Origin of the sequence: Shewanella maritima, assembly GCF_004295345.1 — a bacterium.
Taxonomy (GTDB): domain Bacteria; phylum Pseudomonadota; class Gammaproteobacteria; order Enterobacterales; family Shewanellaceae; genus Shewanella; species Shewanella maritima.
Genome location: NZ_CP036200.1, coordinates 3,732,342 through 3,757,044, shown reverse-complemented (window position 1 = coordinate 3,757,044; position 24,703 = coordinate 3,732,342). Strand labels below are relative to the sequence as shown.

Below are 24,703 nucleotides of genomic sequence, written 5' to 3'. Positions count from 1 at the left end.
TAGCGAATCAACTAGCAATTGCCAATTAAGGCATCATTGATTGTTGATCTGCGCCTTCTTTCTCGATTTCAACTGGCATCATGTGCTCACGATTAATACCAAGTTTAATCGCTAGGTAAGATGCTACGTAAATCGATGAGTAAGTACCTACTATGATACCTAGCAGCAATGCTGTAGCAAAACCATGGATCATAGTACCGCCTTTAAGGAACAAGGCTGTCACTGTGATAAGCGTAGTACCAGTGGTGATCACGGTACGGCTCATGGTTTGCGTAATTGAGGTGTTCACCACTTCTTCAGAGCTACCTTTACGGATCTTCAAGAAGTTCTCACGAATACGGTCGTATACAACGATAGTATCGTTGAGCGAGTAACCGACAACTGTTAACAAACCTGCAAGTACGGTGAGGTCAAACTCAAGCTGCAGTACCGAGAAGATACCTAAAGTCACGATAACGTCATGGGCAAGCGCGGCAACAGAGCCGGCCGCTAAGCGCCACTCAAATCGGAACGATACATAGATAAGAATACAGATAAGCGCAACAAGTACTGCTAATCCGCCTTGCTCTGCAAGCTCCTTACCTACTTGCGGCCCAACAAACTCAACGCGCTTTTGCACTACACTTGAGTCGATTGATTGCGCCGCAACCATCACACCATCAACTTGATCATCGCTTTTAACTTCTTCACGCACCGGTAGACGCACTAATACGTCGCGGCTAGAGCCGAAGTTTTGTACTACTGCACCATCAGTTGTTGGCGTAACTAACTTTTCACGGAAGTTGTTTAAATCAACCGGATTCGAGAACTCAAGTTCAACCACAGTACCGCCAGTAAAATCTAAGCCCCAGTTGATACCTTTAGTGGCTAATGAGCCTAAAGATGCCAACACAATGAACATAGACAGAATACTGATAGGCGCCGCGTGACGCAGGAAGTTGATTGTCTTTTTTACTGAAAATATCTGAAACATGTGCAATCTCTTCCTTAAATAGACAACGTCTTAAGGCGCTTACCGCCCCACAACGCGTTAACCACAGAGCGCGTACCTACGATAGAGGTAAACATTGAGGTTGCAATACCAATCATCAGCGTCACAGCGAAACCTTTCACTGCACCAGTACCCACAGCAAATAGAATCAACGCTGTCATAAAGGTAGTGATGTTAGCATCGGCAATGGTCGAAAATGCGTTTCCGTAACCTTCATGAATCGCTTGCTGAACAGTGCGACCTGCCAATAGTTCTTCACGAATACGTTCAAATACTAATACGTTACCATCAACCGCCATACCGACAGTCAATACCATTCCAGCAATACCTGGAAGAGTAAGTACTGCCCCTGGGATCATTGACATGACGCCGACAACCATAATTAGGTTAGCCATAAGCGCTAGGTTGGCAATAAAACCAAATGCACGGTAGTAGATCAGCATAAATAGCAATACGATTGCCATACCCCAGATCATTGCTTGCATACCGCTTTCAATGTTCTCAGCACCCAGGCTAGGACCAATTGTGCGCTCTTCAACAATGGTAACTGGCGCAATCAACGCACCTGCACGTAGCAGTAGTGCTAAGCTTTGCGCTTCTTTATGGTCAAGACCATTAATAACGAAGTTACGACCTAGACGAGCCTGAATGGTTGCAACAGAGATAACCTCTTCAATCTTGGTCATCTTAACGCTGCCATCTTCTTTACGCTCACCACTGTCCTTGTACTCGATGAACAAGGTTGCCATTGGTTTACCAATGTTATCTTTGGTCACGTTTGAGAAAATTGAACCACCTTTCGCATCAAGACTAATCGATACTTGCGGGCGGCTGTATTCATCAAATGAAGGTTGCGCACCAGTAATATGATCACCAGTTAGCATCACTTCTTTTTTCAGCACAACTTGTCCGCCACCACGACGGTCGAAGATTTCAGAGCTAGCTGAAACGCGGCCAGATGCTGCAGCTGTTGGGCTTGCTTTATCATCAACCATGCGGAATTCAATCGACGCGGTAGCGCCAAGAATCGTCTTAGCACGCGCAGTATCTTGAACACCAGGAAGCTGCACTACAATACGTTCAGCCCCTTGACGTTGAACCACAGGTTCGGCAACACCTAACTCATTCACACGGTTACGAATCGTGGTGATGTTCTGTTGCAATGCTTCTTCTTTAATCTGCTTGAGGTAAATCTCAGACATATTAGCAAGCAACACAAAGTTATCACCGCTAGAAATATCGCTATATACCATGTCAGTACCGCGAGTCTTTAAGTAACGCTCAGCTTTACCGACAGTATCTGCATCACGGAACTTAATCTCGATACCTCTAGGTGTTTTGCGCACACCAGCGTAACGGATTTTTTCTTCACGTAGTTGACTACGGAAATCAGCAATTTTTGCCTCTTCCATCTTGCGAACGGCTTCGCTCATGTCCACTTCCATTAAGAAGTGCACACCACCACGTAAGTCCAAACCTAACTTCATTGGGCCGCCACCTAGGGCTTCTAACCACTCAGGCGTTGCCGGAGCCAGGTTTAACGCAACAGTGTATTTATCACCTAGTGCTTCAGAAATCGCTTCGCGAGCGGTTAGTTGTTGCTCTGGGTTTTGCACACGGACAAGCAGTTGACCATTTTCGAGCTCAGAGCGTTTTACCGCAATGTCGTTACTCGCTAACACGTCAGTCACTGTTGCTTGAGTTTGCGCTGTTACTTCAACGCCACGGGTAGCAACCACTTGCACCGCGTGATCTTCACCAAACAGGTTCGGAATTGCGTAAAAACCACCAACGGCGATGATTAACACCACCATGATGTTTTTCCACATTGGATACTTATTTAACACTCTAGAGCCCTCTTGGCTTACAACGACTGAATAGAACCTTTAGGTAAAACTGCCGTGATGTAATCCTTTTTGATAGTGATTTCAGTCGATTCATTAATCGCTAAAAGTACGTAATCGTTCTCAGCACTAATTTTAGTTACTTTACCTAACACACCACCGTTAGTTAGCACTTCGTCACCTTTAGAGATCGATTCCATTAGGCTCTTATGCTCTTTCACGCGCTTAGATTGTGGGCGGAAAATCATGAAGTAAAAAATTAAACCAAATACAACTAACATAAAGATAAGTTGCATGGTTTCGCCGCCTGCTTGGGTACCTGCTGCGTTTGCATATGCGTTTGAAATAAACATAGTTCTCTCTTCTTATACTATTTAAAATTAATGAAAATTAGTCTTTTAACTCAGGTACTTCACGTCCTAAGCCAGTGTAGAAGTCTTTAACAAAGTCATCTAATGTACCCGCCGCGATAGCATCGCGCAAACCTTCCATCAACATTTGGTAATAACGTAAGTTGTGGATGGTGTTTAAACGCGCACCTAAGATCTCATTACAGCGATCTAAGTGGTACAAATAGGCGCGTGAGTAATTTTTACAAGTGTAACAGTCACACTTAGGGTCAAGTGGTGACGTATCTTCGCGATGACGGGCATTACGAATCTTAATCACACCTTCACTGGTAAATAGATGACCATTACGGGCATTACGTGTTGGCATCACGCAGTCAAACATATCAACGCCGCGGCGTACGCCTTCAACTAAGTCTTCAGGCTTACCTACACCCATTAGGTAACGAGGCTTATCCTCTGGGATCTGCGGGCAAACATGTTCAAGAATGCGATGCATGTCTTCTTTAGGCTCACCAACAGCAAGACCACCCACTGCGTAACCGTCAAAACCAATCTCGGTTAGACCCTTGATACTTTCGTCGCGTAAGTCTTCGTATACACCACCTTGAATAATGCCAAACAAAGAGTTTGGATTTTCAAGACGGTCAAACTCATCACGTGAACGCTGTGCCCAACGCAGCGACATCTGCATTGATTTACGCGCTTCATCATGTGTTGCAGGATACGGTGTACATTCATCAAAAATCATCACTACATCACTGCCTAGTGAGTCTTGAATTTGCATCGACTTCTCAGGGTCTAAGAAAATCTTTTCACCATTAATTGGCGAGCGAAAGTGCACGCCCTCTTCAGTGATTTTACGGATATCACCTAAGCTGAATACTTGGAATCCGCCTGAGTCAGTCAAAATAGGGCGCTGCCAGTTCATAAAATCGTGCAGGTCACCGTGCTTACGCATGATTTCTTCACCTGGACGTAGCCACAGGTGAAAGGTGTTACCTAGCAGAATGTCAGCGCCAGTCGCACGTACTTCTTCAGGTGTCATACCTTTAACCGTGCCGTAAGTACCGACAGGCATAAACGCTGGTGTTTCTACCGTACCACGTTCAAAAACTAAGCGGCCGCGACGTGCGCGTCCGTCTGTTGTATCTAATTCAAATTTCATAAATCACCTTGCCAGATAAACAGTCTGACATGTTTGTGTTTCAATAGAGATAAGGGCAATTTTTGTCGCTTCAAGTCACCTTGCGTAAATCAATCTAAAAAGCTGACCAGTCAGGTTTGTAATGCGTACAAAAAAGCCCACTTCACAGTGGGCTGACATTTTAAAGCAAAAACTGATATTAGTCGGCTTTTTTCGTCACAAACATGGCATCGCCATAACTGAAAAAGCGGTATTTTTGAGCAATCGCATGCTGATACGCATTCATTACTTCATCGTAACCTGCAAAAGCGCTCAACAGCATGATTAAGGTTGACTCAGGTAAGTGAAAGTTTGTCACCATGCAATCAACCACTTTGAAGTTAAAGCCTGGGTAAATAAAGATATCAGTGTCACCACTAAAAGCTGCAAGAGGCTCGTCACCACTTGCCTTGGCTGCACTTTCTAACGAACGTACCGATGTGGTACCAACCGCGATCACGCGGTTACCGTTGGCTTTAGTCGCGGCGATTTTATCAACTACGCCTTGCTCAACATTGGCCCACTCTGAATGCATCTTGTGTTCAAGTACATTATCAACACGTACTGGCTGGAACGTACCCGCGCCGACATGCAAAGTCACAAAGGCAATATCCACGCCTTTATCTTTCAGTGCTTGCAGCATGTTGTCATCAAAGTGCAAACCAGCAGTTGGCGCAGCTACCGCCCCAGGTTGGTCATTGTAAACGGTTTGGTAACGCTCTTTGTCGGCATCTTCATCTGGGCGATCAATGTACGGCGGCAGTGGCATATGGCCAATTTCTTCAAGCACAGTCAAAATAGTGTTGTCATCCTCAAGCCCTAACTCAAACAAGGCATCATGACGAGCTAACATTTTCATTTGATAGCCATTATCAAGATGGATCATACTATCGACTTTTGGCGATTTTGAGCAGCGCACATGTGCTAGTACCCGCTTGTCATCTAGCATACGCTCTACCAAAATTTCTAGTTTGCCGCCGGTCGCCTTTTGACCGAACAAACGCGCTGGGATAACTCGGGTATTGTTAAACACCATCAAGTCACCCGGGTTTATCATCTCAAGAATATCGGTAAACTGTTTATCTGCTAATGCGCCGGTGTTTCCCGCTAAAGTTAGTAGGCGCGAAGCATTACGCTCCTGTGTCGGGTAACGGGCAATCAGTTCATCAGGTAGTTCAAAAGAAAAGTCGGCTACGCGCATAGGGTTAACTCTCAAGATACAAAAACGGCCGCTAGTCTATGACTGCGGCCGCTTAATATCAAGTATAATGGTTATTTTGTCAGCTTATCTTCAGCGAGTTCTGCGTTAACGTCTGCATCAGCCTTAACTCCTTCGCGATGGATATCATCCATTTTGAAAGAATGCGTTTCATAATTAAGATCTATTTCAACCTTGGTACGCTGTTGCCCCTTGGATCGCCCAAGTAATTTATTTAGCCAGTTTATCATCATCCATGATCCTTAAAACCGATATCAAAGTTAAACTCTAAAGGGTAATTAATACAATCTTATCTACAGTCTGTCGCGAATCTTGTTATGCTCTAGGCTAGTTTTTAACTAGTGCTGCTTTTTGGATTAACGTGGCGTTATAGCTAACCTAGCTTTTTGCACAAAAATATATAGCGCTACTTGATAATTCACTGGGCTAAAAACATAGCAGCTCTCATCAAAACTCTAAGTAGAAACATGCGTAACTATTCATGCTGTTTCCATAAAGCGCAGTGTTAACAAGTTAAAAACATAATACTTCATTTTTCTTAAAATAAAAGAGCAATTTATGAACTTTTTGGCGCATTTGCACCTTGCAGATAATAGTGACACCAATATGGCAGCGAATCTTGCTGGCGACTTTGCGAAAGGCAGTATAGATAGCTACCCTAAACATCTGCAGCAGGGGATCTGGTTACATAGGCAAATCGATTCAATGACCGACGCTAATGATATAGTAATTGATCTACTTAACAGTTTTCCTAAACGCTCTCGTCGTATCGCGCCTATCCTGGTTGATCTAAGCTTCGATCACTACCTTGCTTATTATTGGCAAGAATACCATTCACTGCCGTTAAGCGAATTTTGCGCAAAAGCCTACAAACAGCTAGAACAAACTCCTGAACTACCGGCAAAGCTCAATCAAATTGCTCCTAAAATCATCGCTCAAGATTGGCTCGGTAGTTACCGCTCGCGTAAAGGCTTATCACAAGCAATTAAGGGCGTGTCAACAAGGTTGTCAAAACCTGAATTATTCCAATACGCCGATGCCGATATCGATAAGCTGTATGTTGATATCGAAATTGCGTTTCGCACCTTCTACCCACAATTAATGGCCTATACCCGCATAATAAGCCGCAGAACGCCAAACGAATATTTAGTCGATAACGCATAAGCGAGTTTGACTTGCAGCGCTAGAAGAAAAAACGGACGATAACAAGATATAAGCAAGATAAATGTCAGTAAACTCAATGCTATTGAAAACAAAACAAGCGCTAGCTACACGTCTCAGCAGCCCAAAGTTCTGGTTAGGCCTAGCTCGGGATATCTTTATCATGGCTGTTATTTTGATTGGCGTATCTATGTATTTACAACGCGATATTGCCTCAGGCGCCGCGCCGCATATTCAAGCTAGCCTCATTAGCGGTGAGCAAATCCACCTATTTAAACAAAAGAGTGACAAGCCAACACTTGTGTACTTTTGGGGCACTTGGTGCCCGATATGCTCAGTCACCTCGCCTGCAGTTAATGGCATCACAAAAGACGGGCATCAGGTGGTGACTATCGCGGTGGCATCGGGAAGTAATAGCCAAATTTCTCAATACTTAGATGAGCATCAATATCAATTTGCCACCGTTAACGAGCAACAAACGAAACAACCGCTTAGCGAGCAATGGGGCGCCCATGCCCTGCCCTCGATTTACCTAGTCGATAGCAATAATCAAATTGTAATGACAACCTCAGGTGCTACGTCATACTGGGGATTAAAACTCAGGCTGTGGTTAGTAGAGCTGCTGGCTTAGCGGCATAAAAATAACACCAAGAGCAGTCTGTGTTATGATGCGCATCTTTATTAAGCCTCGCAGATTGTAGAGTTAGCCATGCAAGTTTTTGATTACCGACCACCCGCCATTCCATGGCTCGATATCCGTTATGTTGATCGCGATATCATTGTTATCAATAAACCTTCTGGCTTACTGTCCAATCCGGGTATTGCAGCGCACACCCATGACTGCGCACTCACCAGACTGCAGCGTGTGTATCCTGATGCTATATTAGTGCACCGCCTTGATTGTGATACCTCAGGGATTATGGTGTTTGCCCGCAACAAGAAAGCTGAATCTAGCATCAAAACTCAGTTTCAAGACCGTTTAATCACTAAAGAGTACATTGCGGAAGTCAACGGGCATTTAACTAATGAATCTGGCGTAATTGATAAATCGCTCGCTGCTGATAAAGAAAACCGTCCGCTACAAAAAGTATCGGCAGATGGCAAAGTCGCTATTACCAACTATCAAGTGCTAGAGCAACGTGAGCACAGCACACTGGTTCAGCTATTGCCACAAACAGGGCGCACCCATCAGTTAAGAGTGCATATGCTAGCTTTGGGAAACGTTATTTTAGGCGATCAGTTTTATGCTAATGAACACGTCGCCAACGCAAAATCTAGGCTTCAACTGCACGCTCAAAGGCTAACCTTCACTCATCCATACAAGAAATCTGAAGTGAGTTTTTACAGCAAACATAGTTTTTAACTGTCTACGAGCTAACTCTTTGCAAATAGCTGCCAAAGTAACCGAGAAACATACAAAAAAGCGAGGCGATGAATAATCAGCGCCTCGCTTTTTTATGTCTGGTCAAGCGTAAATATTAACTGTTGGCTTTATGCTCAGCAGCTTCGCAAGCCGCTGCAGTGAACACCACATCAGTCGAGCTATTTAACGCGGTTTCGGCGGAGTCTTGGATAACGCCAATAATGAAGCCTACTGCCACTACTTGCATAGCGATATCATTGGAAATACCAAACAAGCTACACGCCAATGGGATAAGCAATAGTGAGCCACCAGCAACACCTGAGGCTCCACAAGCAGATACTGCCGATACTACGCTAAGTAATAAAGCAGTACCGAAATCAACCTGAATACCTAAAGTATGCGCCGCCGCTAAGGTTAATACGGTAATGGTAATTGCAGCGCCGCCCATGTTAATGGTCGCGCCTAATGGAATAGACACTGAGTAAGTATCTTCATCAAGCTTTAGCTTTTCACACAACGCCATGTTTACCGGAATATTTGCTGCGCTTGAGCGAGTGAAAAATGCGGTAACACCACTTTCACGAATACATTGTAGCACTAGCGGGTATGGGTTACGGCGAGTCTTGTAAAATACGATTGCCGGATTAACTACAAACGCGATAAACGCCATAGAGCCAACAAGCACAAACAATAACTGCGCATAACCAGCTAGTGCTTCAAAACCTGTTTCAGCAAAGGTTGAAGCAACCAGACCAAAAATACCGATTGGCGCAAAACGAATCACAAAACGCACTATGTTGGACACACCATGGCTCACATCAGCTAGCACAGTCTTTGTTGAGTCTGATGCACTACGCAACACAAAACCAAGACCTGCACCCCAGGCTAAAATACCGATGTAGTTACTGTTAGCAATGGCATTAATTGGGTTATCTACAATCTTAAACAATAAGGTGTTTAACACCTCTAAAATGCCTTGAGGCGGGTTACTTCCTTCAACTCCAGCAGCAAGCAGTAAGGTCGTTGGGAACATGAAGCTAAACACCACTGCGGTAAGTGAAGCAGCAAAGGTGCCAAATAAATATAAGCCGATAATTGGGCGCATATTCGATGGACTATTTGGGTTTTGGTTAGCAATCGATGCGGTAACTAACACCAATACCAATACAGGTGCAATCGCTTTTAAGGCATTGACAAATAACGAACCTAAAAACGCGACATTTTTGGCGTATTCAGCAGATACCGAAGCCAGTAGCACACCAAGAACGATACCACCGATAATTTGTAAGACGAGACTACCACTAGCAATACGAGCTAGTAGCGAGTTATTTTGATTCATTGATTGACCTTCGATTTATTATATTTTTTGGTGGAGCAAATTTTATTAAACAGACAAACACTAGTTTATCTAGACCTGATCTATATCAGGTTGCAACAACCTAAGTCTAGGTATTCACCACAATGACTATTGAAAATAACCTCAATGTTGCAACCAAGGTACATTACACCAACATTGTGGCAGCAGGGAATAATTTATAAGTGAGATCAGTCAGTAGATTGGAAACTCTGTGCGCCACGTAACATGGCATCGATCAGTTCACGGGCATCAAACTTAGTTAACGCCTCATTAGCACCGACCTGGGTTGCCTGACTTACACTAATTTCACTTGAAAGAGAGGTGTGCAAAATAATGTAAGCCTTAGCAATGGCAGCATCGTTTTTCACCTCAAAGGCTAACTCGTAACCATCAAGCCCAGGCATTTCAATATCGCTCACTAAAATATCAATGGCTTTATTGTCAGCGGCGCTTTGCTTCATCATTGCGAGCGCCTCATGGCCATCTGAGGTCACCTGATAGGGAATATTGAAGGAATCAAGCGCATCAGACAGTTGCTTACGCGCAACCATAGAATCATCAACCAGCAAAATATTCAGAGGTTTAAGCTGCTCTCGTTGCACATCAGTCAAAATAGGACGGTTAGCCGTAGGATCGTCAGGGAATATTTTCGACAGCAATAACTCAACATCAAGCAACTGCACAATACGCTCGTCCACACGAGTTACGCCAGTGAGGTATGCGTTTGATCCTAATGTGCTCGATGGCGGCATAATATCGCGCCAATTACATTCAATGATTTTTTCAATACTGCGCACAATAAAGCCAATTAGCATTCGCTGACAGTCAGTGATGATGATGTAACACTTGTCTAACTCGTTGTCATCTACGCCTTTAAAACCAATGGCCTGCGCCATATCGATAACAGGAATAGTGCTACCACGCACTGTCGCTGTACCTTTAATTGCACTGTGAGAATTAGGCAGTTTGGTTAGAGGAATAAATGGTACTAACTCGCGAATTTTAAGGGTGCCGAGTGCAAAGAGTTGAGTGTGATTTAGTTTAAATAGCAGCAAACCTTGAGACTGGCTCGCCTTATTAGCGGGTTTATTTGAAGCTCTGCTACCAGAAGCGGCACTCACATCGGCTAAACTTGTCATTCGCTGCCCTTTTGTTCATCGTACCGTTTAACTATAGCACTGCCTGCTGCCTAATTGCTGCGAGCTACAACGCAAGTTTGCTAGGTTACTTATATAAGGACTAATACAAGAACTAATGCAAAGACAAACTACAAATGAGATTCAATCGGCAGCCAGGATAAAAAGCTTGCCATAAAGCGCTGCCAAAGACTTGTATTGGGTTCCTTGTAATGACGCTCGCCTGATACAAGGTCAAGCCAAACCAACTTATTGTCTTCAACTTTTACCTGATAAACCTTTGACGGCAAATCATGATAGAACCCTGTCAAAAACTTCTTGCTAAATGGCTTGTCGTAAATAATTACGCCCATTTCCGTATTAAGCCATGCCGAGCGTGGATCGTAATTAAATGAGCCAATAAATATCGCCTCATCATCCACTACAAATGACTTGGCGTGTAAACTCGAGCGCGAGCTTCCCTGGAACATTTTGGCTTCAGCTTGCTTGTACTTACGGGTTAAATCTGCCTTTAACTCATAGAGCTTAATTCCGCCTTCAATCAGTTGCTGCCGATATTGCTGATAGCCTGAGTGCACCGCCAATACATCGGTTGCCGCTAAACTATTGGTCACCACGGTAATATCCACGCCCGATTTGGCCCAAGAGACGAGCTCATCAGCACCAGATTGAGTCGGCACAAAATAGGGCGAGATAATGAGTACCTGCTCCTCTGCCGCACTGAAAAAAGTCGCCAGATCGTCGACTAATATCCCCTGATTAAGATGAGTGTGAAGTTTATTTGGCGGGTCAAAAATAACCTCAGCATCTACTGCATACCAGTTAACTCTTTGATTTAATAATTTCTCCAGCATGGGCGTCGTCACTAAACGTCGTACATACAGATTTTCCGGCAAACTTTGCTGAAAGGCTTGCAGCGCAGCATGGGTCTCGAACAGTTCAACGGCATCAATAGACTTTTCTTCAAGTTGCTCGACGGGGCGAACTTGCGATGAGTTCCAATACAAATCAAATTGATCGCTCACTTCATCTACTGCAGCGCCCATCATAAACACATCAAGATCACCAAACTCCACAGCTTCATTAGCCGAGAAATATTCATCGCCAATATTACGTCCGCCAACAATGCTCAGCATATTGTCAACAGTAAGCGATTTGTTATGCATACGATGATTCATGCGCCCAAAGTCGGTCACAAATGACCAGGTTCGACGTTCACGATAGTGCGCAGGGTTAAATACTCGAATGGAAATATTGGGATGACGCACCAGGGCAGCTAAGCCATTGCCAAGTGCACCTGTAGTCATGTCATCAAGCAAAATCCGCACGCGAACGCCGCGCTCAGCAGCCTTGTACAAATACCAGGTTAATAATGTGCCAGTTTCGTCATTACGATAAATATAATACTGCACATCAATCGAAACCTGTGCCGCCTCAATGCTCACAAGACGAGCAGTAAACGCATCTAATCCATCAGACAAGGGGTAAATTGCAGTATTTGATTCAGTTAGCTCAGTGGTGGCTAACACGCGATTATAATAGTCAACTAGCCGCGAGCTTGTCGGTTTGGCTAGTTTATATTCTAAAGGCGCGGTGGGATAAACATGGTGTGTTTGGCAGGCAGATAACCAAGACAAAGCAACAACTGCGACCAACAAACGACTTGAGTGAATAAGGCACCTGCAAGTTTTTACTAAGCCGAGCATTCCTTTCCCTTGGTTGTAGATGTTTTAATATTACCTATTACTGTAGCGCGTAAAGCACGTCATAAACAAATTGATCCCAACCATCTGCGTCAAATGCCAGCCCACTAGCAACGCGAGTTTGGCTGACAGCATGCACGGGAGCGGCTCCGTTTCTCATCAAATAGTAAGCCATAACTAACTCAGTGCGGTTGATACCCGAACGGCAGTGTAACAGCACAGTTTTACCCTGCTGGCGTTGCTCATCGATAAATGCAATGACTTTCGGTAATAACTCAACGCAAACCGCTAAATCTTCAGGCTTAGGTGGGATATTATCAGGTAGATTAAAAATCTGATGGGCAATATCGAGCGTTTTTAGCTGCTGGCTATCACACGCCGCACCGTCATTGAGGGAAGCAATTGCTGCAAAACCTTCCTGCTTTAACTGCTGCAGATCCCATGGGTGTTTATTTGGTCCACTGCGACCAGCCAGTTGACCTTCTTCTAACCAAAATACATGTTCCATAACGACGACTTCTTTGGCAACTTGGTTAAACATCACAAGCAAGCGATTGCTTGCTCATATATGACTAAAACTTAACTAATCTGAACGACAGATAACTAGACTATCAACTAAGACTTAGGCTTAGCTTGAGACCAGATATTTTCATTGGCTTGAGGCACTTTCTTGCGCTTCTTTTTACCTGTACCAGCAGGTTTTGCCATAGGCTTATCTACTGGCTCAACTTCGAGGTTTTCATCGGCCTCAAAACCCGCGACTTGCTCTCGTTCTAAGCGAATTTTATTTTTCTTTTCAATCACTTTAAAGTGATGATATTCATCATGACTAATCAGTGACACCGCAAGCCCTACCTCCCCTGCACGGCCGCTGCGACCGATGCGGTGCATATAATCCGCTGGGCTACGGGGCAGCTCGAAGTTAATTACTACTGGCAGCTTTTCAATATCAATACCGCGAGCCGCAATATCGGTGGCGATAAGCACATCTATCTCACCTTGCTTAAAGCCATCAAGTACGCGAGTTCGTGCGCCCTGGGCCTGATCGCCATGAAAAACCTGCGCTGTAATACCGCGCTTAGCCAGCTTTTGTGCCAGGTTATTACAAGTCTTCTTAGCACTGGCAAAGATTAACACCTGACGCCAGCTATTTTCTTTGATCAAGTGCGCTAAAAGCGCGGTTTTTTTATCTTTGTTCACCGTCATTACACGTTGAACCAAAGTGCTTTGCTCAGCGCTTTGTAAAAACAGTGTGGTAGGCTCATTAAGTAAGCTATTGGCAAGAGCTATCACTTCATCAGGGAAGGTTGCTGAAAACAAACCAGTTTGCTTGGTTTTAGGTAGCAACTTAAGAATATTACCGAGCTCATCAGTAAAACCTAAGCTCAATAGCCGGTCAGCTTCATCAAGTATTAAGTGTTTCACCTTGTCGAGCTTTAGCGCATTAGATGAAACTAAATCGAGTAAACGCCCAGGTGTTGCCACCACTACATCTGCGCCGCCTCTTAATGCGAGCATTTGCGGATTGGCTGATACGCCGCCAAATACGCACACGACTTTAATTTTGCGTTCTAAGTTTTGGGCATAAGCGACAAAGTTATCCGCCACTTGTTTAGCAAGCTCACGCGTCGGCACTAACACTAAAGTTGAGACAAGATTGCCTTTGCCCTGAGGTTGACACGATTTGCCGTTAGTTAGCTCACCTGTGATATGACGGGTGATGATAGGTAATGCGAAAGCTGCAGTTTTGCCAGAGCCAGTGTTGGCGCCGACCAATAGGTCTTTACCTGACAGCATGGCTGGAATCGCCTGTTGCTGCACCGGTGTTGGCGTTTTATATTCAAGTTGAGCTAAACGCTCAACTAGTGAAGAAGGTAATTGAAAGTCGGCAAAACAGTTCGCTGGCGCTGAAGTCATATAAGATCACATTATCAAAAGATTAACGCGTCATTTTACCTTAGATGACTGAGCAATGACTATTTATTTGCAATTGATGTTAACTGCAATAGTCAGATGTAAGCAGCTATACTCCTTCAAGATCCAACAAGTATTGCTTCATCGCCAAACCGTGGGCATAACCGGTCAATTTACCACTTTTACCTATCACCCGATGGCAAGGCACAATAATCGCTATCGGATTGGCCCCATTAGCCGCACCAACAGCTCGCACCGCTTTTGGTCTTGCTATCTGCTTAGCAATGTCTGAGTAACTACAAAAGCTTCCATACGGCATGTCGACTAAGGCTTGCCAAACCTGATGCTGAAATTCAGTACCTTTTGCAGCAAGCGGCAAGTCAAAACTCACCCGCTGACCAGCAAAATATTCCTGTAGTTGCTTAATGGCTTTTATTAAGTGTAAGCGGGTTAAAAACATGGCTTCTGCGCTGCCGCTGGCAATCGCTTCAACTTCAATCAACACAGTTTCTATGTTTACATCAGGCTCAGCTAACACGGATGCCATAGTAAGATGAGTCAGCCCGCGCTCGCTGGCGCGCACGATAATTTCGCCAACAGGGCTGGCAACCTGAGCTTGCAATGACGGCGCTTGATACTGCGCAGGGTTTAAATTCACAATCGTGTCGCTAATTTGCTGTTTAGCTGCATCAACTTTGCTCTCAAGTTGAGCTTCAGCCGAAGTTGTATTTGTTGATGTGGTTTTATTCACTTTTGACTCACTTGTTCATTGGGCTTACTTGTTTGTTGGGCTCCGCGGCTCGTGGGCTGGGGCACTCGTTTTGTCGCTGTTTAGCGTGGATTGATGCCATATTTGCAAGGTAAGGTAACTTCCCCAAGGGCTTACCTTGGCTGCAAGTTCATCTGCAAATTTTTGATACCGCTTAGCGCTTATCTCTGATTGCTGCTTTTTTACGTAGCACTTTAGACCATTTTTAATCACCAAGTCTGAACTCAGCAACACATCAGGTTGCTGCTCACCACGTAGCTGAGTATAGGCAATTGTCCACGGGCCAATACCTTTTACTTGTAGCCAATCTTCAACCTTAGCATCAGGATGTTCAGCGACAAATTGCGCAAGAGCGATTAACGCTTGCTTGCGGCTGTTAGGCATTTTAAACATCTTCAAAGACGCATTAGCTAGACGTTTAGCTGTTGGGAACAGCAAGTAGCTTTGCCCTTGAATCATCACCCGCTCGCCATAGTGCTCAACTAAGGTATTTAGCAATTTACAGGCCTGTGTCACGCTAACTTGCTGCCCAAGTACAGCGCGGCAAGCCGCTTCAAACGCAGTTGGAACACCTGGAATGCGGATCCCCTGAGTTACCTCAGCGCCGAGCGCCTGATAACTACTCAGCCCTAGTTCTATCTGCGCCATGTCAGCATCAACATCGAGCATACGGCGAATTCGGCTGACCAACATCATCAATTGACTGATCTCTTTAGGGTCATTTAGCTCGATTGACAACAATAACCGATGTTTAGCTGCATCATGACGCACAGTCATCACCCCTATCACACCGCTAATATTGAAGCTGCGGCGGTAACAGTCATCTGTGACTCTCTCCATCCCAGCGACCTGACGAACCCGATAAAAACCAATTAAGTAGTCCCAAGCAAACGGTGGGCGATAACTAAGTTTTAGGGTTATTTGACCAGATGATTCCTCTGCAATTGCTTGCCTACGCACATCGCTTGGCGCAAGTGTCAGGATGTTCCTAAATGCATCGTTAAAACGGCGAATACTGTTAAAGCCGCTAGCAAAAGCTATATCAGTAATCGCCAATTGCGACTCAACCAACAACTGCTTAGCAAATAAAACCTGACGATAAAGCGCATATTGCTTGGCCGAAGTACCGATATGGGTATTGAACAGCTTATTTAAATAACGCGGCGTTATGGCAAGCTGCTCAGCGAGCTGAGCAATCGATATTCCGTCATCGCCAGACATAACACCTTGATCAATGAATTCAACCGCTTGGTTAAAGGTCGCCTGGGTTCCAAGCCAGGCGCGAGAATTAGGCGCACTATCCGGTCTGCAGCGAAGGCAAGGCCTAAGCCCAGCATTTGCAGCTTGTACTGGCGAGTCGAAATAGCGTACGTTTTTCTCTAGTGGTGCAGGCGCGGGGCAAATTGGGCGACAATAAATACCTGTGCTAAACACTCCTGTAAAAAAACGGCCATCAAAACGCGCATCGCGACTTAACCTCGCTCGCTGGCAAATATCTGCTGCGATATGACACTGATGCTCTATGGAAGAAGAGGCTTCAGACATACAAGCTCCTGAAATACAAGCTACTGGAATAGTAGCTACTGAAATACTAGCTCAAAACATATCTGAGGCTAGCCGCGTTAAATGAATCAACTAGCTTTCATTCTACGAGATTTGCCATAATCTACTAGCCATAATCGGAACTCAATTAAATTCAGCTCTTAGATTGGCAAGCATCACGCAATCAAAGAGACTTCCCTACCAACTCACTGGTAACACTTGTGAATTAATCGTCACAATTTATTGGCGAGTACGGTAAGGTATATAGCCATTACTGCACGCTATCAATTTGAGTTGTCTATGTTTAAGTTTTTTGAGTCATTGACTCACCCCCTGCCAAGTGAAGAGCCCAGCCAGCCACCAAAAACTTTAATTGCGTTTTGCCGTCATTACACCAAAGGCTTTGGCAAGCTGTTAATTGTTATGTCGATTCTCACTTCCACTTTGGCGATTTTAGAGGTATCGCTTTTTGGGTTTATGGGACAACTGGTTGACTGGTTAGTTACAAAAGATCCGCAAACCCTGTGGCAAGATGAGTCCACAACCCTGATCACTATGTCGGTTACTGTTCTAGTGGTTATCCCAACACTAGTGTGGCTGCATGCATCGGTTGTGTATCAAGGACTATTAGGTAACTACCCGATGGCGATTCGTTGGCAAGCACATCGTTATCTACTTAAACAGAGTATTAGCTTTTATCAGGATGATTTTGCAGGTCGCGTGGCAACCAAGGTCATGCAAACTTCGCTCGCGGTGCGTGAGAGTGTGATGAAATTACTGGATGTGCTGATGTATATCCTAGTTTATTTCACTTCAATGTTGGTGATGATTGCCGCGGCAGACATTCGTTTAATGCTGCCTATGCTGGTTTGGCTATTCGCCTATATTGGTATTCAATATTTACTGGTGCCGAAGCTTAAGAAAGTATCAGCCGAGCAAGCTGATGCGCGCTCAACCATGACCGGCCGTATTGTGGACAGCTATACCAACATTTCAACCGTGAAGCTGTTCTCCCATACCAAGCAAGAAGCGGATTACGCCCAAGACAGCATGATGCTGTTTTTAAAAACCGTATATAAGCAGATGCGCCTGGTCACTGTGATTAACGTGTCTGTACAGGTAATTAACTATTTGCTGGCATTTACCATAGCTGCGATTTCAATCTACCTATGGGCAGATAACGCCATTACGGTAGGTGCTATTGCTATCGCTGTGAGCCTAGCATTAAGACTTAATGGTATGTCGCAGTGGATCATGTGGGAAATTAGCTCACTGTTTGAAAATATTGGTACAGTTACCGATGGTATGAATACCTTGTCTAAACCCATCGCGATTCAAGATAAAGTCGATGCTCCAGAGCTTAATGTCCAACAAGGTGAAATAGATTTTCGTCAGGTGAGTTTTCACTATGGTGAAAAAGGCGGCGTGATTGATAACCTAAACCTTAATATCAAGCCTGGCGAGAAAGTCGGTCTGGTTGGCCGTTCTGGCGCTGGTAAATCTACCTTGGTAAATCTCTTGATGCGTTTTCATGATGTTGAAGATGGCGCTATTAGTATTGATGGTCAAGGTTTAACTGACGTGACTCAAGACTCGCTGCGCGCCAATATCGGCATGGTGACCCAAGACACCTCTTTGCTGCACCGCTCAATTAGAGAAAACATTCTCTACGGCGATCCAAAGGCAAGCGAAGCTCAGCTTATGCAAGCGATTAAGCAAGCACAAGCCGCAGACTTTATCGATGGTCTCACTGATCCCCATGGGAACGTCGGGCTAGATGCTCAGGTAGGTGAGCGCGGCGTTAAGCTGTCTGGCGGGCAACGTCAGCGTATTGCAATTGCTCGTGTACTGCTAAAAAATGCCCCCATCCTCATCTTAGATGAAGCCACATCAGCGCTCGATAGTGAAGTCGAAGCAGCGATTCAAGAGTCCTTGTATCAGCTAATGGAAGGCAAAACGGTAATCGCCATCGCCCACCGTTTATCAACCATTGCAGCAATGGATAGGTTAATCGTGTTAGATAAAGGCGAAATTGTTGAGCAAGGCACGCATCAACAACTCATCGAATCAGGTGGAATTTACGCTCAGCTGTGGTCACATCAAACTGGTGGCTTTTTAGGCATAGATTAGCGCTCGCGATTCAAGCCAAATTAATTGGTGAGCTAGCTGATACTCATATGTATTAACTCATAGCTAGCTCACTTATATCCATAAAAACGCGCAATGAATTTCGTTGGCTCGCCCTGCCCTTTTGTGCCTGTGCCAGTTTAATTTCAGTTAGCTTATCTCTCTATAAGCTAACTCCCCATACTAGCTTACTTCCAAATGAGGTTGATTTAACTCACCTGTTTCAATCGAGTCTTGTGAATTGCCATCCTGTATCAACTCATCTTGGGCAAGTTGACTGATACGTTGCGCCATGTATTTGCCCCACAAATGGTACGCCTCTTTACCTGGATGGAAACCGTCAGCGGCCATGAGTTTTGCTTCAAATGGGAATGGAATCGACTCAAAGTGAACTTTACTATGCAGCTTACAATTGCGCTCAAGCAAATGATTGAGCTTAAAAGCACGCTGACCTAACCACCACCTAAGCGGATTAGGTAAGGCTGGAAATTGATGAATAGGCGGAATGGCAGTAAATAATATGTGTTTGGCTGAAAACTTGGTCTGTAGCAGTGAAATAATAGCTTCTAGATTAGCGAGCCATTGCTGTGAGCTAGTACGTTTAGTGACATCATTAACACCAATCGAGATCACCACGTAGTCCGCCTTGAACTCCTCAACTTGTTCAAGCCGTGCGACTAACTGAGTCGATGTATCGCCATCTTGAGCATGCAGTTGCCATTGTACTTGATGATGTTGAGATAACGCTTGGCTTAACTGCCCCGATAGAGCATCTTGCTGCTCAGCCACCCCAACACCAGCGCCTGCGGAGTCACCAATAATCATGACGCTTAATGGCTTACCACTACCAACAAGCCCGTGTCTTACACCATCAGGCTCTGGCAATTTGTTGGTTTTAAAGCGCACCCATTTGCCTTGCAACAAATACACAGGCACTAACAAAAGGGTTGTTAACTCCGCCAGTTTGCCACTGTCCATTGGCTGTTCCTCATAGCGATTCCATCAGTTTAGTCATTAACAATATAAGCTACATAGGTTAGAGATTAGAGTAAATAGTCTGCATGATTAAGCTCATGTTACCGCGGCTTGTAACATGAGTGGGCGGTGTCGTTACCCCTTAACTCACTTGAATTCAGGCACAAAAAAACCACCTCGCGGTGGCTTTAAGTTCTTTTTAAAAGAAAAGAGTTGGTATCCCATAGGGGATTCTCCCCTGTTACCGCGGCTTGTAAAATGAGTGGGCGATGTCTTTACCCCTGACCCAGAATTCAGGCACAAAAAAACCACCTCGCGGTGGTTTTAAGTTCTTCTCAAAAGAAAAGAATTGGTATCCCATAGGGATTCGTCCCCTGTTACAGCGGCTTGTAAAATGAGTGGGCGGTGTCCTTATCCCTGCCCCCCACAGAATTCAGGCACAAAAAAACCACCTCGCGGTGGCTTTAAGTTCTTTTCAAAAGAAAAGAATTGGTATCCCATAGGGGATTCGAACCCCTGTTACCGCCGTGAAAGGGCGGTGTCCTAGGCCTCTAGACGAATGGGACATACCGTTCTGTGTTTATACTCCACAGAGAGTGAATACTCATTGATACCTGTAGGCTAAATATCAACGCTATCGAATCGTTAACTTTGCAGTCAACCACTCAAGAATAAGTGGTATCCCATAGGGGATTCGAACCCCTGTTACCGCCGTGAAAGGGCGGTGTCCTAGGCCTCTAGACGAATGGGACATACCGTTCTGTGTTTATACTCCACAGAGAGTGAATACTCATTGATACCTGTAGGCTAAATATCAACGCTATCGAATCGTTAACTTTACAGTCAACCACTCAAGAATAAGTGGTATCCCATAGGGGATTCGAACCCCTGTTACCGCCGTGAAAGGGCGGTGTCCTAGGCCTCTAGACGAATGGGACATACCGTTCTGTGTTTATACTCCACAGAGAGTGAATACTCATTGATACCTGTAGGCTAAATATCAACGCTATCGAATCGTTAACTTTGCAGTCAACCACTCAAGAATAAGTGGTATCCCATAGGGGATTCGAACCCCTGTTACCGCCGTGAAAGGGCGGTGTCCTAGGCCTCTAGACGAATGGGACACTAATCTTCGTTTTAGACTCTTGAAGAGAGTGAATACTCATTGATACCTGTAGGCTAAATATCAACGCTATCGAATCGTTAACTTTGCAGTCAACCACTCAAGAATAAGTGGTATCCCATAGGGGATTCGAACCCCTGTTACCGCCGTGAAAGGGCGGTGTCCTAGGCCTCTAGACGAATGGGACATACCGTTCTGTGTTTATACTCCACAGAGAGTGAATACTCATTGATACCTGTAGGCTAAATATCAACGCTATCGAATCGTTAACTTTGCAGTCAACCACTCAAAAATAAGTGGTATCCCATAGGGGATTCGAACCCCTGTTACCGCCGTGAAAGGGCGGTGTCCTAGGCCTCTAGACGAATGGGACACTAATCTTCGTTTTAGACTCTTGAAGAGAGTGAATACTCATTGATACCTGTAGGCTAAATATCAACGCTATCGAATCGTTAACTTTGCAGTCAACCACTCAAAAATAAGTGGTATCCCATAGGGGATTCGAACCCCTGTTACCGCCGTGAAAGGGCGGTGTCCTAGGCCTCTAGACGAATGGGACATACCGTTCTGTGCTTATACTCCACAGAGAGTGAATACTCGAAAAATCCTGTAGGCTAAGATTTGACGCTACCTCGGAGAGGATTTAGTGGTGGAGCCTAGCGGGATCGAACCGCTGACCTCAACACTGCCAGTGTTGCGCTCTCCCAGCTGAGCTAAGGCCCCACATTTACTAAATCAGTTTGGATACGCTGCGAGATGTTTCTCACGATGTGTCTCAACTGCGAGGCGCATTCTATGCAGCCTACCCAAAACTGTCAATACGTTTTTTAAGAATTTATTCTGTCTGCTACAAATTCAATCGCTTTGGAGATTCTTTGTTCAGAACGGGCCTTTCCAACCAAGAATATGGTCAAATCTACCGCTGGAGACATACCTGCGCCTGTTACAGCGACACGTAGCGGCATACCCACTTTACCCATACCCACTTCTAATTCAGCAGCAGTATCTTGAATCGCCTGATGAATAGCTTCAACAGTCCACTCTGGTAACTCAGCTAATTTCTTCTGCATCACTTGTAGCGGCTCAAGTGCGACACCACGTAAATGCTTCTTAGCGGCAGTTGCATCGAACTCAGCAAAGTCTTCATAGAAGTAACGGCTAGAAGCGGCTAACTCTTTTAGTGTTTTCGCACGCTCTGAAAGTGCGGTCACAATCTCAGTTAATGCAGGACCATTTGCTGTATCGATGTTTTGATCTTGCATGTGCCATTCTAGGTACTTAGCAACATGAGCTGGGTCAGACTCTTTAATATAGTGCTGATTTAACCAGTTTAACTTTTCAGTATTAAAAGCTGATGCTGCCTTATTAATATCTTCAAGCTTAAATAAGTTAGTCATTTCTTCAACAGAGAAGACTTCCTGATCGCCATGCGACCAACCTAAACGTACTAAATAGTTTAGTAGCGCTTCTGGCAGATAACCGTCATCACGGTATTGCATTACACCAACAGCGCCATGACGCTTAGAAAGCTTGGCACCATCGTCACCTAAAATCATAGATACATGGGCATACTCAGGTACTGGCGCACCTAGTGCTTTAAGAATGTTAATTTGGCGCGGGGTGTTGTTGATGTGGTCTTCACCACGAACAACACAAGTAATGCCCATATCCCAATCATCAACAACAACACAGAAGTTATAAGTAGGCGTACCGTCACTACGAGCAATGATTAAGTCATCTAAGGTGTCGTTAGCAAATTCAATACGACCACGTACATGGTCATCAAATACTACGCTACCTTCGGTTGGGTTTTTAAAACGGATAACATAAGGCTCGTCAGTATCGCGAGGTTCGAGATCGCGACAGTGACCGTCATACTTTTGCGCTTCACCATTAGCAGCTTGCTCTTCACGCATAGCTTCAATACGCTCTCGAGAACAGTAACACTTATATGCCGTGCCCTCTTCTAGCATTTGCGCGATGATCTCGTTGTAACGATCAAAACGTTTAGTTTGGTAGTATGGACCTTCATCCCAATTAAGGCCTAACCACTCCATCCCCTCAAGAATTGCAGCAACAGCTTCAGGAGTTGAACGCTCAATGTCGGTATCTTCTACACGTAAAACAAACTCACCTTGGTTTGCTTTTGCATATAGCCATGAATAAAGTGCAGTACGTGCACCACCTACGTGTAAAAAGCCGGTTGGGCTAGGAGCGAAACGCGTCTTGGTTGTCATAATTGAAAACTGACCCTAGTAGATAGCCTGTTTATCATGACTATTGTCATCAATAGTGATAAACAAGTTGATATGTGTAAAAAAGTAGCCGCTATTCTAGCAGCCTATAAAGGTGATGGAAAACGTAAAAGTACAAACTGCGTGCTCAAGCCAGGCAAAACTTGACTCAGTAAATTAATTTTCACTATCAATTGTTAGTTGATGCTAGCGCGCGCCATATCCACTGTCCGCGTTCACGCTTTACATCGCTCGAATATCCCCTTTCCACTCTCTAAGCATTTAACTTGAACATCACCAACGTAGTTGATGAGAGTAATGGTGACTTTCTATAATTACAGGCCAAATTTACAGCCAAACGTAAAATGAGTAAGCAAAGCGGCAGCTGAATAGATTTCAACTACCTCTATTACACTCTATTTCGAGACAGAACTAGGCTAGAACGAGCGAATAGCAACCGCCATTAAGGTGTTCGCCATCAACTCAAGATGTTGTTGTGACCATGTTTGCGCATTTTACCAACAGCAATGCCCAAGGATGCAGCAAGCTGCGCATTTTTAATTCGACTACACGCTTTTTTTAGAAAAGTCGTTGACAGCTTTTGCTTCATCCCTATAATACCGTCCCACACAGCGAGGTCGATTAGCTCAGCTGGGAGAGCACCTCCCTTACAAGGAGGGGGTCACTGGTTCGAGCCCAGTATCGACCACCATGATTTTTCATGGTAATTATTTCATCTTACGAGATGAGTAATATAGTATCGTTGTTGTATCCCAGGTCGCTTAGCTCAGCTGGGAGAGCACCTCCCTTACAAGGAGGGGGTCACTGGTTCGAGCCCAGTAGCGACCACCATCATTTCACTGATGAAATGATTTGCAGGATATCCCAGGTCGCTTAGCTCAGCTGGGAGAGCACCTCCCTTACAAGGAGGGGGTCACTGGTTCGAGCCCAGTAGCGACCACCATGTTCTGCACTATAAAAAGGTCCCAGGTCGATTAGCTCAGCTGGGAGAGCACCTCCCTTACAAGGAGGGGGTCACTGGTTCGAGCCCAGTATCGACCACCATTCTTTGATAAAAGATGGCATTAAAACCTTTTTGATAGATTAATATCCCAGGTCGCTTAGCTCAGCTGGGAGAGCACCTCCCTTACAAGGAGGGGGTCACTGGTTCGAGCCCAGTAGCGACCACCATATTAACTATCAGTGGACTAAACTTTTTAGTCGAATTTATCCCAGGTCGCTTAGCTCAGCTGGGAGAGCACCTCCCTTACAAGGAGGGGGTCACTGGTTCGAGCCCAGTAGCGACCACCATATCTTCTTGGTATGTTGCAGCGATGAATTTAAAAAATCTTACTATCACCCTTTGATAGATAAGTATCCCAGGTCGCTTAGCTCAGCTGGGAGAGCACCTCCCTTACAAGGAGGGGGTCACTGGTTCGAGCCCAGTAGCGACCACCATATTTCCCTTATCTCGTTATAGAATCTAATAAATGTCTTAGTACATTTATATCTATCGCTTTACTTCTCTTACGCTTAAATCCTTGCTCCAGTTGTACCTCTCACCTTACTAAGCGCTTGCTTGACTCATAGCCGCATTCTTACAATAGGATTTGATAAAGATTTTAATTAGGAGTTCGGCTAAGCCAGCAACCCCGAGCTATCATCTCCAACTTAATACCTCGCTGCAAAAACAAAAAAGCCAAGCCTAACTG

Annotated in this window: 19 protein-coding genes and 15 tRNA genes; 11 read left to right on the top strand and 23 right to left on the bottom strand. The window is 44.8% G+C overall.

Going from position 1 to position 24,703, the window contains the following annotated elements; all coding sequences use genetic code 11:
• Positions 1-25: 25 nt before the first annotated feature.
• The 6 genes from secF to EXU30_RS15960 all read right to left on the bottom strand — a co-directional run bounded on the left by secF (position 26) and on the right by EXU30_RS15960 (position 5,820).
• On the bottom strand, positions 26-973 hold the full coding sequence (secF, locus tag EXU30_RS15985) for a protein translocase subunit SecF (RefSeq protein ID WP_130601679.1): 948 nt from the start codon (positions 971-973) through the stop codon (positions 26-28).
• Positions 974-987: 14 nt separating this feature from the next.
• Positions 988-2,838, bottom strand: coding sequence for a protein translocase subunit SecD (gene secD, locus EXU30_RS15980; protein ID WP_130601677.1), 1,851 nt, complete (start codon positions 2,836-2,838; stop codon positions 988-990).
• A gap of 17 nt (positions 2,839-2,855) precedes the next feature.
• A complete protein-coding gene (gene yajC, locus EXU30_RS15975) occupies positions 2,856-3,188 on the bottom strand; it encodes a preprotein translocase subunit YajC (RefSeq protein WP_130601675.1) in 333 nt (110 codons plus the stop codon).
• A 37-nt stretch (positions 3,189-3,225) separates the two neighbouring features.
• Positions 3,226-4,350: a tRNA guanosine(34) transglycosylase Tgt gene (tgt, locus tag EXU30_RS15970; RefSeq protein ID WP_130601673.1), complete on the bottom strand. Its 1,125-nt coding sequence runs from the start codon at positions 4,348-4,350 to the stop codon at positions 3,226-3,228.
• 178 nt (positions 4,351-4,528) lie between these two features.
• Positions 4,529-5,569 carry a tRNA preQ1(34) S-adenosylmethionine ribosyltransferase-isomerase QueA gene (gene queA, locus EXU30_RS15965; protein WP_130601671.1) on the bottom strand — a complete coding sequence of 347 codons (1,041 nt, stop codon included), beginning with the start codon at positions 5,567-5,569 and terminating at the stop codon, positions 4,529-4,531.
• Between the two features lie 71 nt (positions 5,570-5,640).
• Positions 5,641-5,820, bottom strand: coding sequence for a hypothetical protein (locus EXU30_RS15960; RefSeq protein WP_130601669.1), 180 nt, complete (start codon positions 5,818-5,820; stop codon positions 5,641-5,643).
• Between the two features lie 325 nt (positions 5,821-6,145).
• Here EXU30_RS15960 and EXU30_RS15955 point away from each other — a divergent pair, with 325 nt between their 5' ends.
• The 3 genes from EXU30_RS15955 to EXU30_RS15945 all read left to right on the top strand — a co-directional run bounded on the left by EXU30_RS15955 (position 6,146) and on the right by EXU30_RS15945 (position 8,111).
• On the top strand, positions 6,146-6,751 hold the full coding sequence (locus EXU30_RS15955; RefSeq protein ID WP_130601667.1) for an acyl carrier protein phosphodiesterase: 606 nt from the start codon (positions 6,146-6,148) through the stop codon (positions 6,749-6,751).
• 61 nt (positions 6,752-6,812) lie between these two features.
• Positions 6,813-7,379: a protein disulfide oxidoreductase gene (locus EXU30_RS15950; RefSeq protein WP_130601665.1), complete on the top strand. Its 567-nt coding sequence runs from the start codon at positions 6,813-6,815 to the stop codon at positions 7,377-7,379.
• Between the two features lie 78 nt (positions 7,380-7,457).
• On the top strand, positions 7,458-8,111 hold the full coding sequence (locus EXU30_RS15945; protein WP_130601663.1) for an RluA family pseudouridine synthase: 654 nt from the start codon (positions 7,458-7,460) through the stop codon (positions 8,109-8,111).
• A gap of 115 nt (positions 8,112-8,226) precedes the next feature.
• Here the strand turns inward: EXU30_RS15945 and sstT are convergent, their stop codons facing one another.
• The 7 genes from sstT to EXU30_RS15910 all read right to left on the bottom strand — a co-directional run bounded on the left by sstT (position 8,227) and on the right by EXU30_RS15910 (position 16,535).
• Complete coding sequence (gene sstT / locus EXU30_RS15940) at positions 8,227-9,450, bottom strand: serine/threonine transporter SstT (RefSeq protein WP_130601661.1); 1,224 nt, start codon at positions 9,448-9,450, stop codon at positions 8,227-8,229.
• 206 nt (positions 9,451-9,656) lie between these two features.
• Positions 9,657-10,607 (bottom strand): chemotaxis protein, encoded by a 951-nt coding sequence (locus tag EXU30_RS15935; protein ID WP_130601659.1) that lies wholly within the window; start codon positions 10,605-10,607, stop codon positions 9,657-9,659.
• Between the two features lie 128 nt (positions 10,608-10,735).
• A complete protein-coding gene (locus EXU30_RS15930; RefSeq protein ID WP_165399032.1) occupies positions 10,736-12,133 on the bottom strand; it encodes a phospholipase D family protein in 1,398 nt (465 codons plus the stop codon).
• A gap of 214 nt (positions 12,134-12,347) precedes the next feature.
• A complete protein-coding gene (locus EXU30_RS15925) occupies positions 12,348-12,815 on the bottom strand; it encodes a protein-tyrosine phosphatase family protein (RefSeq protein WP_130603551.1) in 468 nt (155 codons plus the stop codon).
• A 107-nt stretch (positions 12,816-12,922) separates the two neighbouring features.
• A complete protein-coding gene (locus EXU30_RS15920) occupies positions 12,923-14,224 on the bottom strand; it encodes a DEAD/DEAH box helicase (protein ID WP_130601655.1) in 1,302 nt (433 codons plus the stop codon).
• 106 nt (positions 14,225-14,330) lie between these two features.
• Positions 14,331-14,894: a methylated-DNA--[protein]-cysteine S-methyltransferase gene (locus tag EXU30_RS15915; protein ID WP_423213386.1), complete on the bottom strand. Its 564-nt coding sequence runs from the start codon at positions 14,892-14,894 to the stop codon at positions 14,331-14,333.
• A gap of 102 nt (positions 14,895-14,996) precedes the next feature.
• Complete coding sequence (locus EXU30_RS15910; RefSeq protein WP_130601653.1) at positions 14,997-16,535, bottom strand: DNA-3-methyladenine glycosylase 2 family protein; 1,539 nt, start codon at positions 16,533-16,535, stop codon at positions 14,997-14,999.
• A gap of 297 nt (positions 16,536-16,832) precedes the next feature.
• On the opposite strand from EXU30_RS15910, the gene EXU30_RS15905 reads away from it, so the two are divergent.
• Positions 16,833-18,662: an ABC transporter ATP-binding protein gene (locus EXU30_RS15905; protein WP_130601651.1), complete on the top strand. Its 1,830-nt coding sequence runs from the start codon at positions 16,833-16,835 to the stop codon at positions 18,660-18,662.
• 180 nt (positions 18,663-18,842) lie between these two features.
• On the opposite strand, the gene EXU30_RS15900 is transcribed toward EXU30_RS15905, so the two are convergent.
• From EXU30_RS15900 to gltX, 10 genes are all read right to left on the bottom strand, one after another.
• Positions 18,843-19,637 (bottom strand): SGNH/GDSL hydrolase family protein, encoded by a 795-nt coding sequence (locus EXU30_RS15900; RefSeq protein WP_130601649.1) that lies wholly within the window; start codon positions 19,635-19,637, stop codon positions 18,843-18,845.
• Between the two features lie 487 nt (positions 19,638-20,124).
• Positions 20,125-20,200: transfer RNA gene (locus EXU30_RS15895), tRNA-Glu, on the bottom strand.
• A gap of 110 nt (positions 20,201-20,310) precedes the next feature.
• Positions 20,311-20,386, bottom strand: a tRNA-Glu gene (locus EXU30_RS15890).
• 110 nt (positions 20,387-20,496) lie between these two features.
• Positions 20,497-20,572, bottom strand: a tRNA-Glu gene (locus EXU30_RS15885).
• Positions 20,573-20,682: 110 nt separating this feature from the next.
• Positions 20,683-20,758 (bottom strand) — tRNA-Glu (locus tag EXU30_RS15880).
• A 110-nt stretch (positions 20,759-20,868) separates the two neighbouring features.
• Positions 20,869-20,944 (bottom strand) — tRNA-Glu (locus tag EXU30_RS15875).
• Positions 20,945-21,054: 110 nt separating this feature from the next.
• Positions 21,055-21,130, bottom strand: a tRNA-Glu gene (locus EXU30_RS15870).
• A 110-nt stretch (positions 21,131-21,240) separates the two neighbouring features.
• A tRNA-Glu gene (locus EXU30_RS15865) sits at positions 21,241-21,316 on the bottom strand.
• An 88-nt stretch (positions 21,317-21,404) separates the two neighbouring features.
• Positions 21,405-21,480: transfer RNA gene (locus EXU30_RS15860), tRNA-Ala, on the bottom strand.
• A gap of 104 nt (positions 21,481-21,584) precedes the next feature.
• Positions 21,585-22,994, bottom strand: coding sequence for a glutamate--tRNA ligase (gene gltX, locus EXU30_RS15855; RefSeq protein WP_130601647.1), 1,410 nt, complete (start codon positions 22,992-22,994; stop codon positions 21,585-21,587).
• Positions 22,995-23,627: 633 nt separating this feature from the next.
• Here gltX and EXU30_RS15850 point away from each other — a divergent pair.
• The 7 genes from EXU30_RS15850 to EXU30_RS15820 all read left to right on the top strand — a co-directional run bounded on the left by EXU30_RS15850 (position 23,628) and on the right by EXU30_RS15820 (position 24,449).
• Positions 23,628-23,703, top strand: a tRNA-Val gene (locus EXU30_RS15850).
• 64 nt (positions 23,704-23,767) lie between these two features.
• Positions 23,768-23,843 (top strand) — tRNA-Val (locus tag EXU30_RS15845).
• A gap of 36 nt (positions 23,844-23,879) precedes the next feature.
• A tRNA-Val gene (locus EXU30_RS15840) sits at positions 23,880-23,955 on the top strand.
• 25 nt (positions 23,956-23,980) lie between these two features.
• Positions 23,981-24,056: transfer RNA gene (locus EXU30_RS15835), tRNA-Val, on the top strand.
• Between the two features lie 50 nt (positions 24,057-24,106).
• Positions 24,107-24,182 (top strand) — tRNA-Val (locus EXU30_RS15830).
• Positions 24,183-24,226: 44 nt separating this feature from the next.
• Positions 24,227-24,302 (top strand) — tRNA-Val (locus tag EXU30_RS15825).
• A gap of 71 nt (positions 24,303-24,373) precedes the next feature.
• Positions 24,374-24,449 (top strand) — tRNA-Val (locus EXU30_RS15820).
• Positions 24,450-24,703 lie beyond the last annotated feature (254 nt).